Annotated in this window: 16 protein-coding genes; 12 read left to right on the forward strand and 4 right to left on the reverse strand. The window is 37.3% G+C overall.

Translation table 11 applies throughout. The annotated features are described in order from the left end of the window. Positions 1-1036 (reverse strand): hypothetical protein (locus J2Y03_RS21005; RefSeq protein ID WP_310197809.1); only part of this gene is annotated, 1036 nt, incomplete at its 3' end. A gap of 293 nt (positions 1037-1329) precedes the next feature. Here J2Y03_RS21005 and J2Y03_RS21010 point away from each other — a divergent pair. The 6 genes from J2Y03_RS21010 to J2Y03_RS21035 all read left to right on the forward strand — a co-directional run bounded on the left by J2Y03_RS21010 (position 1330) and on the right by J2Y03_RS21035 (position 7205). Next, on the forward strand, positions 1330-2397 hold the full coding sequence (locus tag J2Y03_RS21010) for a CotH kinase family protein (protein WP_396954238.1): 1068 nt from the start codon (positions 1330-1332) through the stop codon (positions 2395-2397). Positions 2398-2551: 154 nt separating this feature from the next. Beyond that, positions 2552-3097: a hypothetical protein gene (locus J2Y03_RS21015; RefSeq protein ID WP_310197814.1), complete on the forward strand. Its 546-nt coding sequence runs from the start codon at positions 2552-2554 to the stop codon at positions 3095-3097. Between the two features lie 66 nt (positions 3098-3163). Next, positions 3164-4402 (forward strand): hypothetical protein, encoded by a 1239-nt coding sequence (locus tag J2Y03_RS21020; protein ID WP_310197817.1) that lies wholly within the window; start codon positions 3164-3166, stop codon positions 4400-4402. Positions 4403-4578: 176 nt separating this feature from the next. Continuing rightward, on the forward strand, positions 4579-5250 hold the full coding sequence (locus J2Y03_RS21025; protein WP_310197819.1) for a DUF2642 domain-containing protein: 672 nt from the start codon (positions 4579-4581) through the stop codon (positions 5248-5250). Positions 5251-5420: 170 nt separating this feature from the next. Further along, positions 5421-6611 (forward strand): M14 family metallopeptidase, encoded by a 1191-nt coding sequence (locus J2Y03_RS21030; RefSeq protein ID WP_310197822.1) that lies wholly within the window; start codon positions 5421-5423, stop codon positions 6609-6611. Between the two features lie 201 nt (positions 6612-6812). Further along, positions 6813-7205, forward strand: coding sequence for a thiol-disulfide oxidoreductase DCC family protein (locus J2Y03_RS21035; protein ID WP_310197824.1), 393 nt, complete (start codon positions 6813-6815; stop codon positions 7203-7205). A gap of 168 nt (positions 7206-7373) precedes the next feature. On the opposite strand, the gene J2Y03_RS21040 is transcribed toward J2Y03_RS21035, so the two are convergent. After that, on the reverse strand, positions 7374-7784 hold the full coding sequence (locus J2Y03_RS21040; RefSeq protein WP_310197827.1) for a VOC family protein: 411 nt from the start codon (positions 7782-7784) through the stop codon (positions 7374-7376). A gap of 487 nt (positions 7785-8271) precedes the next feature. Between J2Y03_RS21040 and treP the strand changes: the two genes are divergently transcribed. The 3 genes from treP to treR all read left to right on the forward strand — a co-directional run bounded on the left by treP (position 8272) and on the right by treR (position 12172). Then, positions 8272-9696, forward strand: coding sequence for a PTS system trehalose-specific EIIBC component (treP, locus tag J2Y03_RS21045; protein WP_310197830.1), 1425 nt, complete (start codon positions 8272-8274; stop codon positions 9694-9696). A 79-nt stretch (positions 9697-9775) separates the two neighbouring features. Then, a complete protein-coding gene (gene treC / locus J2Y03_RS21050; RefSeq protein ID WP_310197833.1) occupies positions 9776-11443 on the forward strand; it encodes an alpha,alpha-phosphotrehalase in 1668 nt (555 codons plus the stop codon). A 12-nt stretch (positions 11444-11455) separates the two neighbouring features. Then, positions 11456-12172 carry a trehalose operon repressor gene (gene treR, locus J2Y03_RS21055; protein ID WP_310197835.1) on the forward strand — a complete coding sequence of 239 codons (717 nt, stop codon included), beginning with the start codon at positions 11456-11458 and terminating at the stop codon, positions 12170-12172. 32 nt (positions 12173-12204) lie between these two features. On the opposite strand, the gene J2Y03_RS21060 is transcribed toward treR, so the two are convergent. Further along, on the reverse strand, positions 12205-12807 hold the full coding sequence (locus J2Y03_RS21060) for a class I SAM-dependent methyltransferase (RefSeq protein WP_396954239.1): 603 nt from the start codon (positions 12805-12807) through the stop codon (positions 12205-12207). Positions 12808-12993: 186 nt separating this feature from the next. On the opposite strand from J2Y03_RS21060, the gene J2Y03_RS21065 reads away from it, so the two are divergent. After that, the gene (locus tag J2Y03_RS21065) at positions 12994-13212 is read left to right on the forward strand and encodes an aspartyl-phosphate phosphatase Spo0E family protein (RefSeq protein WP_310197842.1); all 219 of its coding nucleotides are present in this window, start codon (positions 12994-12996) and stop codon (positions 13210-13212) included. 135 nt (positions 13213-13347) lie between these two features. Here the strand turns inward: J2Y03_RS21065 and J2Y03_RS21070 are convergent, their stop codons facing one another. Next, a complete protein-coding gene (locus J2Y03_RS21070; RefSeq protein WP_310197845.1) occupies positions 13348-13743 on the reverse strand; it encodes a c-type cytochrome in 396 nt (131 codons plus the stop codon). A 602-nt stretch (positions 13744-14345) separates the two neighbouring features. Here J2Y03_RS21070 and J2Y03_RS21075 point away from each other — a divergent pair. Both J2Y03_RS21075 and J2Y03_RS21080 read left to right on the forward strand, forming a co-directional pair. After that, on the forward strand, positions 14346-14747 hold the full coding sequence (locus J2Y03_RS21075; protein WP_310198318.1) for a hypothetical protein: 402 nt from the start codon (positions 14346-14348) through the stop codon (positions 14745-14747). A 233-nt stretch (positions 14748-14980) separates the two neighbouring features. After that, entirely contained in the window at positions 14981-15892 is a 912-nt protein-coding gene (locus J2Y03_RS21080) for an EamA family transporter (protein ID WP_310197848.1), read from the forward strand. Positions 15893-15932 lie beyond the last annotated feature (40 nt).

Here is a 15932-nt window from a genome sequence, read left to right on the forward strand (position 1 = left end):
CTGTGTCTACCTTTTGGACCTTTTGGACCCTTCGAACCTCTCGAGCCTCTGCTGCCTTTGGACCCTTTACTACCGCCAGAGCCACGGCTGCCTTTAGATCCTTTGCTTCCGCGAGAACCGCGGCTGCCTTTGGATCCTCTGCTTCCACCGGAGCCGTGACTGCCTTTGGATCCTTTACTTCCGCGAGAACCGCGGCTGCCTTTGGATCCTTTGCTTCCGCGAGAACTGTGTCTACCTTTTCTTCCTTTTGGCCCTTTTGGCCCTTTTGGACCCTTAGAACCTCTCGAGCCTCTGCTGCCTTTACTACCCCCAGACCCACGACTGCCTTTGGATCCTTTGCTGCCGCCAGAGCCACGGCTGCCTTTAGATCCTTTACGTCCACCATAACCATATCCGCCAAAGGATCCTCTGCTGCCGCTAGAGCCGTGACTACCTTTGGTTCCTCTACTTCCACCGGAGCCGCGACTGCCTTTTGAACCTCTACTGCCGCGAGAGCCACGGCTGCCTTTTGAACCTCTACTGCCGCGAGAGCCGCGGCTGCCTCTACTACCGCCAGAACTGTGCCTACCTTTTCTTCCTTTTGGCCCTTTCCTTCCCTTTGGACCCTTTCTTGAGCCACGCGAACCTCTTGAACCACGGCTTCCTTTTGATCCTTTGCTACCGCGAGAGCCACGGCTTCCTTTTGATCCTTTGCTACCGCCAGAGCCACGGCTGCCTCTACTACCTTTTGATCCTTTGCTACCGTCAGAACCGCGGCTGCCTCTACTACCGCCAGAACTGTGTCTACCTTTTCTTCCTTTCGGACCTTTCCTTCCCTTTGGCCCTTTTGGACCCTTTCTTGAGCCACCCGACCCTCTCGAGCCTCTGCTGCCACACGAACCCTTGCTACCGCCAGAACCTTTGCTGCCTCTAGACCCTTTACTACCTTCACATCCGCAAGACCCATGACTTCCTTTAGATCCCCTAGTACCTTCTGAACCCATGCTGCCACTTGAGTCTCTATTACTACAGAAACATTTTTTGTCGTGTTTTTCATCTGGATTGTTATCTAGAAATAAAACGACTCCATTATCCTTGGCCTTTGACAGCATTTGTTTCATGTCTTTCCCCATCTTGGTTTTCCACCACTTTCATAAATAGTCTTTTCACTTTCTAATTTATGGTTAAAAAGTGGTCCTTGATATAGACAAACATTTATTTTTTAAAATCATTTTAAATTTGCAACAGCGTAATTACATGCCCATAATCGAATTTGTAGATGTTTGTACTGCACATTCATCCTACTTGCTGCATACTATCTAGAAAAAATGTATGTATAGGAGTATTTACGTGATAAAATACGAAATCTTCATTAATCCAAAATGGCTTCAGAAGTTGGAAGATGATATTTGGGAAGATGAGCAAGTCCCTGCTATTTTAAAAATTGGAAAAAATCGTTACAAAATATGGCTAAAATATCGGGGAAATGTCATTAGAAAAAAGAAGAAGAAATCCTATAATATCATTTTTCAAAACCCATATCTCTTTGATGGTGCTCACGAAATTCATCTAAATGCAGAATACGATGATATATCACTCAGTCGAAATAAGCTCTCTCTCGACTTTTTTGATCGTATTGGTGTTATCTCTCCGCACTCTAAACATGTACTCCTCTATATGAATGGTTTTTGTAAAGGGATTTATTTAGAGCTGGAATCCTTTGACCAACATCTTTTGAAAAAAAGAAATCTTGCGGATGGCCCAATCATATATGCCACGAATTATTTCGCAAACTTCTCTTTACTCTCGCCTGAAAACGAACTAAAAACCAGTTTGGATGAGGGCTACACCATAAAATATGGAGAGGAAAAGGATCTTACCCTATTAGAGAACTTCATTGAAATGATTAACACCTGTAGCAATAAGGAATTTGCAAAGGAAGTTAGTAAAATTCTTGATATTGAGAAATACCTGAGATGGCTTGCAGGAGTGGTTTGTACACAGAACTTCGATGGCTTTATCCATAACTATGCCCTTTATCGAAATAGCGAAACCAATTTGTTTGAGATAACCCCTTGGGATTATGACGGAACCTGGGGAAGAGATCTTCACGGAAGGAAGCTAGAATACGACTTTGTCCCTATAAGTGGTTATAATACGTTAACTGGACGACTACTCCATATAAACCCATTTAGAACTAAATACAAGGAAATCTTATCTTCCATCCTAGAAAATGATTTTAACTTGGAAACTTTAGAGCCAATCATTGAAAAACAATTGGAAACATTAAAGCCTTTTATTAGGATAGATCCCTATATAAAGATGAACGAGGAACATTTTGAAAAAGAAAAAAATGTGTTTCTCCGCTTTATAAAAAAAAGAAATAACTACTTAAAAAAAGAAATGGCGTCCTTATGACATTTCAATCTGTATATGGTTTCCATATACCTTTTTTTTGCCTATTTTTTCAAATAGATAAGAAAAAAGGCTTGTCGTGTAGTACAACATCACACCGTGACACATATAAATGCAGTGTAAAAGTTTATTTAATTAAAGGAGGATAAATATTGTTATGAATAACGACATGTGGAAGTCTTTAGTGGGGAAGACGATTAAGGTTGATAGAGGCGGTCCAGAATCAAGGATTGGAAAATTAATGGCCGTTCTCGATGACCATCTAGTACTTTTGACTAAGGATGACGGGGTGATTTATTACAATACGCACCATGTCAAAAGTGTAACAGAAAATTCAAAGGACACAATGGATTTAGGAATTGAGGTTCCTGAAAACTTCGAATTCAAAAGCGCCGCAAACTTCCAAGGTCTATTAGATAGCTTAAAATTCCAATGGGTAAGAATTAACCGCGGTGGTCCAGAAAAACTTGAAGGTGTAATTAGCGAAATCAATAAGGATTTTTTATCGTTAATTAGTAAGGAAGAAGTTGTCCGCGTATCTATGTGGCACATAAGAAATATTAGTTATGGATTAAAGATTGAAAGTGAAAAACAAGAAGAAAGTAAGGATCAAGGTGCTCAAGAAAACACTATGTCTCAAACTGAAAAGCAAGTAGTTAGACAAAGGGTGGTCCGTGCAGAAAATTCACAAGTAAGACAATGAAGAAAATAAAATCCTTGTCGCTTCTCGATCGAGAAGCGGCAAAATTACCCTAAGGAGGAAGTTTGAATGGGATCAGGTAATTTTTCATCAACAGTAGATTTACTAAAAGGTTATAATGTAAATCTATTTGTGGGTGAAGAAATTATAAAAGGAAAATTAATGGGTGTAGAGACAGACCATATCATCCTCGAAGATGATAATAATTACGTCTATTACTATAGCATTGATAAAATTCAGGCTATAACCAAAAATACGAAGCAATATATAGGCGAAGACATTACAACAGAATTTATGAAAACACAGAGTTTAGCAGACTTATTAAGCTCATTAAAGAATTCATGGGTATCTATTTTGTGCTTAAATAAGCAATCATTTTCTGGTGTACTGAGTATCGTCGATGCTGACTTCGTTACGTTAATTAATGGTGAAGATCGAATATTAATCAAAATCTCTCACATTTCAAATATATTAAAAGGCTATAGAAAAGAACAAAAAGAAGAAGAACAACAAGAAGTCACAAATGAAACCGAATCGACTATTTCCGATAGCACAAAGGAAGACAAAGAAGACAATTATGTTGAGCCTCAAGTTTTCATGAAGTCCAACAAACAAGAGTCAAACAAACAACAACCTGAGGTAGTAAATAAAGTCGAAAACGATGCGGTAGTAACACCAAAAGCAATCGTAAATCAAGCAGATAATGAGAAAAAGGTTTGGGCAGAACCTATTAAAACCACATTGCCAATTGCAAAGGTCAGCAATGAAATAAAAAATGTAAAAGAAGAGAAAAAACAAAACTCTCACAGTGAAAGCGCTAAAACAAAAGAAAGTGTAAGACAAAACAGCCACATTGAAAGTAAATGGACAAAAAATGAAATCCCTGTAGCTCCTCAAGAAGAGGTTAAAAAACAGAAATCAGATGTTGTCATTCAGAATATCGTTAAGCATGAAAAAGAAACGATTCAAAAACCAGCTGCTTCGGTAGTAGATAAAAGAGCTCAAGTAAAACAGCCTATACGTGAGCAAATAAAATCTGAAACTCCGAAAAAAGACGCAACTGCAAATTCCACACAGGAGTTATTAAATAGAGTAAAAAAAGCTAAAGAAACAATTGATACGAATCCAGTTATGAAAATAGAAAAAACAAAAAAGAACAGTGTAGAAAGTAAAAAAGAAGATAAAAAACCGAAGGCACAAGAAGTCGGATCATCTCGTTTTTTAGGTGAACCAGCAATGCGTGATTTTGACCGTAAATCCATTTTCTCCGGATGGCCGAATCGAAGTAATTCGCAAAAACGCATGTAATCGGACCCCATCTAATGGCAGCAAATGAATATCTCTAAACTAAAATTCTCTGTTCCTGTGCCAATTTATACCCATAATAAATTTTACAATAAAGAGCAGGGCATTAAATCCTAATTAGTTGACCTTTGGAGCCCGCTCTTTTTGTAGAATCATTTTACTTGAAAGGATGTGATGGAATGAAATTAAAAGACCATATTGGTAACTATATTAAACTCGAGATCTCCGGAAATAAGCCGATAAGCGGAATCCTAATCGATATTGGCAGTGATTTGTGGGTTATATATAATGGATATGATTATTTATATATTCCTACCGTTCATATTCAAAATTGGAAGTTTCCAAAAGAAGCGGAAATTGATGAAATTATAACTCTTTCAGATGACCAATCGCCAATATTTAACCCTAATGAGGAAATATCATTACGCAAAACCCTAACGGCGGCAAAGGGTATTTTTACAGAAATTTATGTAACCAGTAAACAAGCTTTGCATGGTTACATTATCAGCATCATGAATAATTATTTTGTTTTTTACTCCCCTATTTATAAGACGATGTTTATTTCCCTCAACCATTTAAAATGGTTAATTCCATATACGAATAATCAGCGTCCCTATGGCTTAAGTAATGCAAATCTACCAGTAAATCCAACAAACATAACATTCGCTAGATCGTTTGAAGTCCAAATTGAAAAGTTGAATGGAACATTGATTGTTTTTAATATTGGGGAAAATGAAAATGTTATGGGGAAAATAATGGGGATTAAAAATAATTTCATTGAATTATCAACTGCAAAAGGAGATCCGGTCTATTTAAATCTTCAGCATATTAAAACTGTTCATATGACGTAAATATTGGAGGGTAGCCTCTCTGAGTGACAACAATGGGCCAAGCGTTCAATATAAAAATCTACAGAGTGCCTAACAACGGCACTCTTTTATTTATAAGCAATAACCTACATAAAAGTCCTGCTCTGATGCATACATTTTTAATAATACATTAATGACCTCAGGAGGGTTACATGGACATCTATGTTAGGCAAGGTGATTCATTATGGTATTATAGCCAATTATACGGAATAAATCTCCAGCTGATAATTGATTCCAATCGGGATATTCAACCTAGTGCTCTTGCGGTAGGTCAACGGATCCGTATACCCGGTTTTGTTGCCCAAAATTATCAAATTAGGCGCGGAGACTCTTTCTGGGGAATTGCTCAAAGTAGGAATCTTTCACTTGACGCGCTGCTGCTTTCTAACCCTAATGTAAATCCTAATCGACTTCAGGTTGGGCAGACAATTCAAGTTCCATTACGTATCACGTGGAGGCTGGTACAAGGAAAACAACATTATGATTTCAGTCGAACGTTGAACGATTTGGCTCGTTTACAAAATGTTTATCCCTTTTTACGTGTAACGAATATTGGAAATTCTGTACTAGGGAATCGTATTCCCGAGGTTCTTATCGGAAATGGCGGTAAAAGAGTCCATTATAATGCCTCCTTTCATGCAAACGAATGGATCACAACCCCTGTTTTAATGACCTTTTTGAATGATTATTGTTTATCACTTACGAATGGCAGTCCTATTCGCGGGCTATCAACCTATCCTTTATATGTACAAACGATGTTATCGATAGTACCTATGGTTAATCCTGACGGAGTTAGTCTTGTCATGAACGGACCTCCTGAAAATGAATCATGGAGAAATAGAGTCATAGAACTTAATCGAGGAAGCACAGACTTCTCAGGCTGGAAAGCTAATATTCGTGGTGTTGATCTAAATGACCAATTCCCTGCTCGTTGGGAACTGGAGAAAGCAAGGAATCCTAGTCAGCCGGGGCCGAGGGATTATGGAGGTGAGCGGCCTTTGTCAGAGCCTGAAGCCATCGCGATGGCTGATCTGACGAGACGGCGGGATTTTGCACGCGTACTCGCCTTTCATACTCAGGGTGAAGTAATCTATTGGGGATTTGAAAACCTTGAGCCGCCAGAATCACAAACCTTGGTCAACGAGTTTGCCAGAGTTAGTGGTTATGAGCCTGTTAAAACAATCGAAAGTTATGCTGGATATAAAGACTGGTTTATTCAAGACTGGAGGCGACCCGGCTTCACCGTCGAGCTCGGAACCGGAACAAACCCTATCCCTCTTGCTCAATTTGATGAAATATATGAGAAAACACTCGGGATCTTCTTGGCGGGGTTGTATATGTGATGTCTTTTAAAGACCTATTTCGTGATGAAATGGGTTTTCTTTATGTGAGAGTTTTTGGTTATCTGCCAGTATTTCTGGTTATGCGCAACTAAATTCAGTTATCCGCAACTAATTTCGGCTATCCGCAACTAAATTGGCTATCCAACTATGCTAGGTGTTATTATACTAGTAATATGTGGAATTAAGGGAATTAGGTGAAATATGGAAAAAATAATTTTATTTGATGGCGTCTGTAACCTCTGTAATAGCAGCGTCCAATTTGTTATTAAACGTGATCCAGATGGCTGCTTCAAGTTCGCTTCTCTCCAAAGTGAGATAGGTCAATCATTATTAGAACAACATGGTTTTAATAAAGAGATTGACAGTTTCGTTTTAATTGAAAATCAAAGAATTTATTCAAAATCGAGTGCTGCACTAAGGGTATGTAGGAATTTAAATGGCTTTTGGAAAGTCTTCTCCATATTACGAATCCTCCCCCCTTCTTTTAGAGACTTCTTTTACGATATAGTTGCAAAAAATCGATATAAATGGTTTGGTAAAAGAGAAAGTTGTATGCTTCCAACCAAGGAAATGAAAAAAAGGTTTTTGGACTAAATAAAATTATTTTTTAAAAATGGACAGGTTCACTACATGCATGTACAAAGAGGTACATATATTATACTAACCCATGATACAATACCTCCTTTAGAAAGTGGCCCCACCACTTTCTTTTTTTTATTCAAAAAAAAGCACCTCAAAAAAGGTGCTTTTTGTTTTAAAAAATTAGGATTTTTGATAATTTAATTCCCAAATCGTCCCAAATTGATCTTGAACCCTAGCATATTTAGCTCCCCAAAACGTGTCCTCCAGCTCATTGAGTGCTTTACCATTTTTACTAAGAGCATTATAGAGATTTTGGATTTCCTCATCACTTTCAGGCTCAAGCGTAAGTGAAATGTTTGATCCTATTACAACTGACTGACCTGGGAAGGTATCTGAAAACATGATTGAAATGTCTCCCTTTTTTAGCTGCGCATGCATAACTCGATCACTCGCTTCGGGAGGAGTTGGGTAATCGGCTTCACCGAAGGTTTGTAATCCAATAATTTCAGCTCCTAATACTTCCTTATAAAACTCCAAAGCTTGTTTCGCATTCCCGTCAAAAGATAAATATGGTGTTAGTTGACCCTTCATTAAAAACACTCCTTAAATTCGAATACACAACAATATATTAGTTTTTCATAAAATAAAGAATTTAATCAAAAACCAAAAAAAAAGACCTTTGAACAGTTTTCAAAGGCAAAGGAGAGCTTAGTGGTCAAGGCTAAGCCCCAGTTTTAGGAGGTCTAAACTCAGAAGAATTTAAACAAGAACATCATAGCATTTTTTGAAAATTCTTTCAATAGTTTAAAGCGTTAAAGTTTAAAAGTTATGAACATGTAATTATACCTCCTATAATAAGTAAATACTTAATAGTTATTGCACCTCTCATTTAATTTTTAAAAAAAATAACTTGTTGACACCCTTGTATATACAAGTTAAAATGTAACCGTAAACAAAAAGCTTGTATATACATGTTAATAGTCGATTCTTGTGAACGTACACATTAGCATGTTCATACACGGGAAATAATTCAAGATAATGAAGTGGATACCTTCCATTTCTGATAGGGGGAAAAGCAATGTCTAATTTTAAAGAGCCAGCAAAAGAACTGCTCGAACACGTTGGTGGTAAGGAAAACATCGCAGCCGTTACTCATTGTGTAACTAGAATGCGTTTTGTTTTAAATGATCCGAGTAAAGCGGATGTTACAAAAATTGAATCCTTAAAACCAGTAAAGGGTACTTTTACTCAAGCAGGTCAATTTCAGGTCATTATCGGAAATGATGTTTCAACATTCTATAATGACTTTGTAAAAATCGCAGGTGTCAGCGAAGCTAGTAAAGATGAAGCAAAAGTTGCTGCCAAACAAAATATGAACTGGTTACAACGTATGATTGCCCATCTAGCTGATATTTTCACACCATTAATCCCCGCCCTTGTTGTCGGTGGTTTAATCCTCGGATTTAGAAATGTTATTGGTGATATCAAATTGCTTGAAGATGGCACAAAGACCATCGTTGAAGTTTCACAATTCTGGGCTGGTGTTCATGCCTTCTTATGGTTGATTGGTGAAGCGGTATTCCACTTCCTCCCAGTCGGAATAACTTGGTCGATTGCTAGAAAAATGGGTGCAACACCAATCCTAGGTATCGTTCTTGGTATTACTCTAGTTTCGCCTCAATTGCTTAATGCTTATGGCGTTGCAGGTGCAGAAGAGATTCCTACTTGGGACTTTGGATTTGCGCAAATTGAAATGATTGGTTATCAAGCACAAGTTATCCCTGCTATCTTAGCCGGATTTGTTCTCTCTTTCTTAGAATTAAGACTTAGAAAAATTATTCCGAATTCAATTTCGATGATTGTCGTTCCGTTCTTAGCATTAATTCCAACAGTATTGATTGCTCATACCGTTTTAGGTCCTATCGGTTGGACACTAGGTTCATGGATTTCTGATGTTGTGTATTCAAGCTTAACCTCTGCTTTTGGCTGGTTATTTGCTGCTATCTTTGGTTTCGCTTATGCACCACTTGTTATTACAGGCTTACACCATATGACAAATGCGATTGACCTTCAATTAATGTCAGAGCTTGGCGGTACAAACCTATGGCCAATGATTGCCTTATCAAATATTGCACAAGGTTCAGCTGTTCTTGCGATGATCTATATCAATCGTAAAAATGAAGAAGAAAAGCAAGTATCGATTCCTGCTGCTATCTCTTGTTACCTAGGGGTAACAGAACCAGCGATGTTCGGTATCAACCTAAAATACGGCTTCCCTTTCCTTGCAGCAATGCTTGGTTCTCTTGCAGCAGCAGTCATTTCTGTAGGAAGTGATGTAATGGCTAACTCAATCGGTGTTGGCGGACTTCCTGGATTCCTTTCTATCCAGCCACAACATATGATGATGTTTGCAGTTGCAATGTTAGTAGCGATTGTGGTTCCATTTATTTTAACAATCATCTTTGCAAAAACAGGTATGAACAAATTTTCTTTTAAAAAGTAAGACTCCTATTTTAGGAGGGAGACCATCTCCCTCCTTTTCTACATTAGAGTCAACAATAATTTCAGGCAGGTGTTTAATCATGTCAACAGCATGGTGGAAAAAAGCAGTCGTTTATCAAATTTATCCGAAAAGCTTTTATGATACAACCGGTAATGGTACCGGCGATATCCAAGGAATCATTAAGAAGCTCGATTACTTAAAGAAACTTGGAGTAGATGTTCTTTGGCTCACTCCTATTTATAAATCCCCTCAAAAAGATAATGGTTATGATATTAGCGACTATTACAGTATTCAAGAAGAGTATGGTACCATGGATGATTTCGATCAACTTCTTGCAGAGGCACATAAACGTGGTATTAAAATTATTATGGATATTGTCATCAATCATACATCCACTGAACACGAGTGGTTCCAGAAAGCAAAATCCTCTAAAGACAATCCATATCGTGATTTTTATATCTGGAAGGATGGCAAAGATGGCCTCCCTCCTACCAACTGGAAATCAAAATTTGGTGGATCTGCCTGGCAGTGGGATGAAACGACCGGACAGTACTATCTGCATTTATTTGATGTAACACAAGCAGATTTAAACTGGGAAAATGAAAAACTTCGAGAAGCACTATATGAAATGATGCATTTTTGGCTCAAAAAAGGTGTCGATGGGTTCAGATTAGATGTCATCAATTTAATTTCAAAAGATCAGCAATTCCCTCAGGATAGTAGTGACGGACGCAAATTTTATACAGATGGTCCAAGAATTCATGAGTTCCTTCATGAGATGAATGAAAAGGTATTTTCAAAATATGACATTTTGACGGTTGGTGAAATGTCATCTACATCTATCGGTAACTGCATTCGCTACACCAACCCGCATGAAGAAGAACTCAATATGACGTTCAACTTCCATCATTTAAAAGTGGATTATCCAAATGGAGACAAATGGACGAAAGCGGAATTTGACTTCGATGCTTTGAAAAACATATTGTCAAACTGGCAGGTTGAAATGAATAAAGGCGGCGGTTGGAACGCCCTCTTCTGGTGCAATCATGACCAGCCTCGTGTGGTTTCAAGGTTTGGCGATGATGAGCGATACCACCAGGAATCAGCAAAAATGCTAGCAACCGCAATTCATTTAATGCAAGGAACCCCTTATATCTATCAAGGGGAGGAATTTGGGATGACGAATCCGAATTTCGACAAGATTGAAGATTATCGTGATGTTGAGTCACTAAATATCTATGAGATTAAAAAGAATGAGGGTATGTCAGATAAGGGGATTATCGATATCCTGAAGCAAAAATCTCGTGATAATTCTCGTACACCAGTCCAATGGGATTCGAGTGAACATGCTGGTTTTACAACTGGTACACCGTGGATTCCTACAGCAGCAAACTATAAGGACATTAACGCAGAAAACGCTATGCAGGACTCAGATTCCATTTTCTATCATTATCAAAAGCTGATTAGCCTGCGAAAAGATTATGATGTACTCACGGATGGTGATTATGAACTGATTTCCGAGGATCATGAAACAATATTTGCATTTGTACGAAAAACAGAGAATGAAATGCTGCTGGTTATTAATAATTTTTATGGAAAAAATACCATCTTTACTCTCCCTGTGACGTTAAACATTGATGGGTTGTCGAATGGTGTGTTACTCTCAAATTATGAGGACTCTGCACCACTTGGCAAAGAGATACAGTTACGACCATACGAGTCCATTGTTTATCATTTGAAAAAATAATGGGAGATTTATATGACAAACAAGTATCAAATTATCTTCAATACGATTGTAGATCAAATTAAAAGCGGAGAAATTCCGCCTAATTCCCTCCTTCCCTCTGAAAACGAGTTGAAGGATCAGTACGATACATCTAGAGAGACGATAAGAAAAGCCTTAAACCTGCTGGCACAGAATGGATACATTCAAAAAGTAAGAGGCAAAGGTTCAATCGTGATTGATATTAATAAATTTGATTTTCCAGTTTCGGGCTTGATTAGTTTTAAAGAACTTGCCGATAAAATGGAACAAAAACCAAGGACAATTGTCAATGAGTTATCGCTTATTATTAAACCTGATGCCTATCTCAGGCAACAACTGCAGCTTTCCGGGAAGGAACAGGTATGGAAAATCGTTCGAACGCGGGAAATCGGCGGCAAGAAAATCATTCTGGATAAGGATTTTCTTACCACAAAATTTGTACCTTCGATTACAGAAGAAATTTGTGCCGATTCAATTTATGCCTACCTTGAAAATGAACTAAACCTAAAAATCAGTTTTGCAAAAAAGGAAATTGTCGTCGAGGAACCAACTGCGGAAGATCGTTCATTTTTAGACTTGGATGGTTTCCATAATATTGTCGTTATTAAAAACTACGTATATTTAGAGGATGCCAGTCTTTTTCAATATACCGAATCCCGGCACCGACCTGACAAATTTCGTTTTGTTGACTTTGCGCGAAGAACACATTAAAAAAATACCTCAATATTGGGGTATTTTTTTCTTTAACTTTTATTTTTTAGTTCCGCTACTATAAAAAGATCCTTGTAAAATTGATTGAATTTCACAATTTCCAATCCATGTGTGGTAAATGCCTTAAGTGTCTCTCTATCTAAACAGCAGCCATCACAAACCTTTTTCCATAACGGTGTAAACCTTTCCTGCATTACACTAAGCACGGTATTTTCCATCTTTACATGTTCAAACAGAAGGATTTTTCCGTTAGGTTTACAGACTCTTTTTATCTCATTAATGGCCTTGTCGACATTTGGGATTGTACAGAAAACTAGTGTTGCCACAACGGTATCAAAGCTATTATCTTCAAACGGCAGACTCTCCGCACTTGCGTTAATCATTTCTATCGGCACTGTTGCTAATTTACATTTTGATTTTGACTGATCGATCATATGCTGATTCGGTTCGATGGCGAAAACTTTATCTGCATTCGTATACAATGGAAAATTCACTCCAGTCCCTGAACCAAGTTCAAGCACCTTCCCTTTTGCATTAGAAAGCAGCTCTTTCCGAATCCTCCTAAACTTACTTTGTTCCAAAGGACTCATAAAAAAATCATACCATTTTGCAAATGTACTGCTCAAAACGTTCACCTCCTAAACTTGAACTTTAAAATCCATATTTCTCAATAGGTCTAACAAAAATGATATAAAATCCCTATAATATGTGAGAAGTTTCACTGACGAACTAGTACAAAGTTCTTATACTATTTATAGATTGTATGTATTTAACATCGTTACTATTATATGTGTATTAATATTGAAATTGGAAGTGAAAATATGACACCCATAAATATTAACCACAGTGAATTGAAAAACCAAATTGAAATATTAAGAGAAGAAATGGTCATAATTGGCTTAAGTAAAGGTTTATGCAGTGAAGAAACAATCAAGATAAGTCAAAAGCTTGATCATTATATAACGATATACATTTCAATAATAAATCATATGCATGGTAAATCAATCTCACAAGTTTACCATAATTTTGATATTCTCTAATAATATTTTAAATCCATTTTCATAAAGTGAATAAATTTCGAGTTAATTTAATGTTTACAGATATTTGTTGTTTATGTGACAAATGGAAAAGGTATTGGTTCTTTACTGAACCAATACCTTTTAGCTAGTAATCTGCTATTTTTGTTCCCATAAATAGTTAACTACTGCTTCATACTCTTCTTGAGATAAGGAAGCTGGTGCTGACTTCGGCATATTCTTCGATACAAAAGCTAGGAGATCCTCTTTTGTTTTAAAGTCGGTATGAATTTTTGCACCATCAATCTTAGCTTGACCTCCAGTGATGTCTCCTGAACTGTGGCAAGTGATACAGCTCTTTTGAAAAATCTCATCACCTGCTAAAGTTGTTCCTCCAGCTGCACTTCCTGAATCGTCTGTTTTAGTCTTATCTTCCGATCCAGCTGTTTCTTCTGTTTTAGCTGGTTCATCACTAGCCGCAGGTTCATCATTACCACAAGCAGCCAATATCCCTAGCAGTAATATAAATAATAATATACCTAAAATCTTCTTCAAGCTTCCACCTCTATTCTAATTATGTTCTATAGCATTACCCATAATATTGCTGCAATTTTCTTATGTAGTTATACCTACATATAACGGGCAAATCCTACCTTCAAATCTTATTTATTGAAATCCACATTTATTCCTAGTCAATTGTCTCCCAAGATATGATTTCTGATAAATATTTCTACAAGTTTGACGAATTGCTGGTATCAAGTCAAACATCATACAACTAAAACATCATATTTCAATGACACTCGAATTATTCAATCGTTTATTGAAAGGATGGACCTTCTGTTTTTACTTTTTATTCAAAATTTTCCAATAACTCTTAATAATATTTCGCTGGTGTTTAGCTTAATTCCTCTTTTATCCCAAAAAATATTTTCAAGAAAAAGAGCCTCACAACTGTAAAACTCCATATGGAATATAGAAGCAAATCCAAGTATGTAGGGAATACCATGTTTTTCCGTTAGGTCTTTCAGACTAATATTATTCGTATAATTTTCTGCGAAAAATTAATATTTAAAAATATTGTAGATGATTAATCGTACTATTTGCAATTGGAAGCTAATATATTAGAATATACGTTCGATGAGGAGGAGAGGATCTTGGTGAAACAGAATGATTCCTTCATAACAGATGAGATGCTGGTTAAATATTACGAACTTAATAAAAAGAAAAAGGAAATTGAGTTGGAAATGACTCAATTAAAGGACACTTTTCATGACTACTTTAATAACCTGGTTGGTCCTGATAATAAAGCCGAGGTTACAATAAATGGTTATAAACTGCAGCGGCAAATAAGAAAGGTTGAAAAATATAACGAAGAAATTACTGTTCGAAGATTAGAGGAGTTACAGATGAGCGACCTCATTCAAGTTGTAAAAAAACCAGATGATGTAAAAATTAAATCAGCAATCCAACTTGGATTGTTAAGTGAGCAGCAATTAGAAGGATGTATAGTGACCAATTATTCCCCTGCCATTTCTGTAAAGACCTTAACTCCTAGATAATCGTAAGAGCCATTAAGCAGATATTTACTGCCTAATGGCTTTTTCTTTTTGAAAAATTGTCAAATAATGGAGGGATACTTCAAATGCTAGCGAACTAATTAGGATGTTAGTCGCGAGAATTACTACTTTACTCGCCAAAGAGCGAAGATTCCAACAAATTTTTCTCATCCCCTCTTTTAAACCTCTGCTGTTTCTGCTAAATTAATAGAATGGTTGTTTTGGAGGGGATATTTATGAATACACTGGGTGCTGTTATGTCGTATCCAAGGGCAAGAGGAATTGTATTAGTGTTAATTGCGGCAACATCATGGGGAGTATCTGGAACTGTTGCTCAATTTCTTTTTCATCAGCAAGGCTTTAGTTCAAGCTGGCTTGTAGTCGTTCGGCTGCTTTTAGCGGGAATGGGCTTGCTCTTTTACTCTCAAACTGTTGGGAAACAAAATATATGGAGTATTTGGAAAAGTAAACAAGATATTTTTCAACTCGTTGCATTTGGGATAATCGGAATGCTTGGTGTTCAGTATACTTTTTTTGCAGCCATAGAGCATGGAAATGCCGCAACTGCTACCGTTCTACAATACTTGGCACCAGTTATCATCGCCTTATATTTATGCTTCCGTGCAAAAACATTGCCAGTAAATCATGAAGTGATTGCGATTGTTTTAGCGCTGGGTGGAACAATTTTGCTCGTAACAAAAGGGAATATCCAGACACTATCGATTTCTGGTCCTGCCTTTGGATGGGGAATTTTATCTGCTTTTGCACTTGCTTTTTATACCCTGTTTCCTGTCGGTCTGCTATCCAAATGGGGTACGACTTTAACAGTTGGCTGGGGGATGATGATCGGCGGTATTGTTATGTGCTTTATACATCCTCCTTGGAGATTTGAAGGTCACTGGTCACTCACTTCTTTTATTGCGGTTGCTTTTGTTGTTATTGTTGGCACTTTAATCGCATTCTTGTGCTTTATGCAAAGCCTGAAATACATAAATGCCTCAGAAGCCAGCCTTTTAGCCTGTATCGAACCACTTTCGGCTGCTTTCCTTGCAGTGGCTTGGCTTCATGTTCCGTTTAGCCCCATAGAATGGATAGGTGCACTCTCTATTATTGTAACAATATTTATTTTAGCCGCAGTAAAAAGATAAAAAGCCATCTGAATTTCAGATGGCTTTTTACTATTATTAT

The organism is Neobacillus niacini, assembly GCF_031457145.1.
In the GTDB taxonomy this organism is placed as follows: domain Bacteria; phylum Bacillota; class Bacilli; order Bacillales; family Cytobacillaceae; genus Neobacillus; species Neobacillus niacini_J.

Bases quoted from the DNA above. Each gene is read 5' to 3' on its own strand.
- J2Y03_RS21015 (WP_310197814.1), top strand. From the start codon at position 2,552: ATGAATAACGACATGTGGAAGTCTTTAGTGGGGAAGACGATTAAGGTT.
- J2Y03_RS21020 (WP_310197817.1), top strand. From the start codon at position 3,164: ATGGGATCAGGTAATTTTTCATCAACAGTAGATTTACTAAAAGGTTAT.
- J2Y03_RS21025 (WP_310197819.1), top strand. From the start codon at position 4,579: ATGAAATTAAAAGACCATATTGGTAACTATATTAAACTCGAGATCTCC.
- J2Y03_RS21030 (WP_310197822.1), top strand. From the start codon at position 5,421: ATGGACATCTATGTTAGGCAAGGTGATTCATTATGGTATTATAGCCAA.
- J2Y03_RS21035 (WP_310197824.1), top strand. From the start codon at position 6,813: ATGGAAAAAATAATTTTATTTGATGGCGTCTGTAACCTCTGTAATAGC.
- J2Y03_RS21040 (WP_310197827.1), bottom strand. From the start codon at position 7,784: ATGAAGGGTCAACTAACACCATATTTATCTTTTGACGGGAATGCGAAA.
- treP (WP_310197830.1), top strand. From the start codon at position 8,272: ATGTCTAATTTTAAAGAGCCAGCAAAAGAACTGCTCGAACACGTTGGT.
- treC (WP_310197833.1), top strand. From the start codon at position 9,776: ATGTCAACAGCATGGTGGAAAAAAGCAGTCGTTTATCAAATTTATCCG.
- treR (WP_310197835.1), top strand. From the start codon at position 11,456: ATGACAAACAAGTATCAAATTATCTTCAATACGATTGTAGATCAAATT.
- J2Y03_RS21065 (WP_310197842.1), top strand. From the start codon at position 12,994: ATGACACCCATAAATATTAACCACAGTGAATTGAAAAACCAAATTGAA.
- J2Y03_RS21080 (WP_310197848.1), top strand. From the start codon at position 14,981: ATGAATACACTGGGTGCTGTTATGTCGTATCCAAGGGCAAGAGGAATT.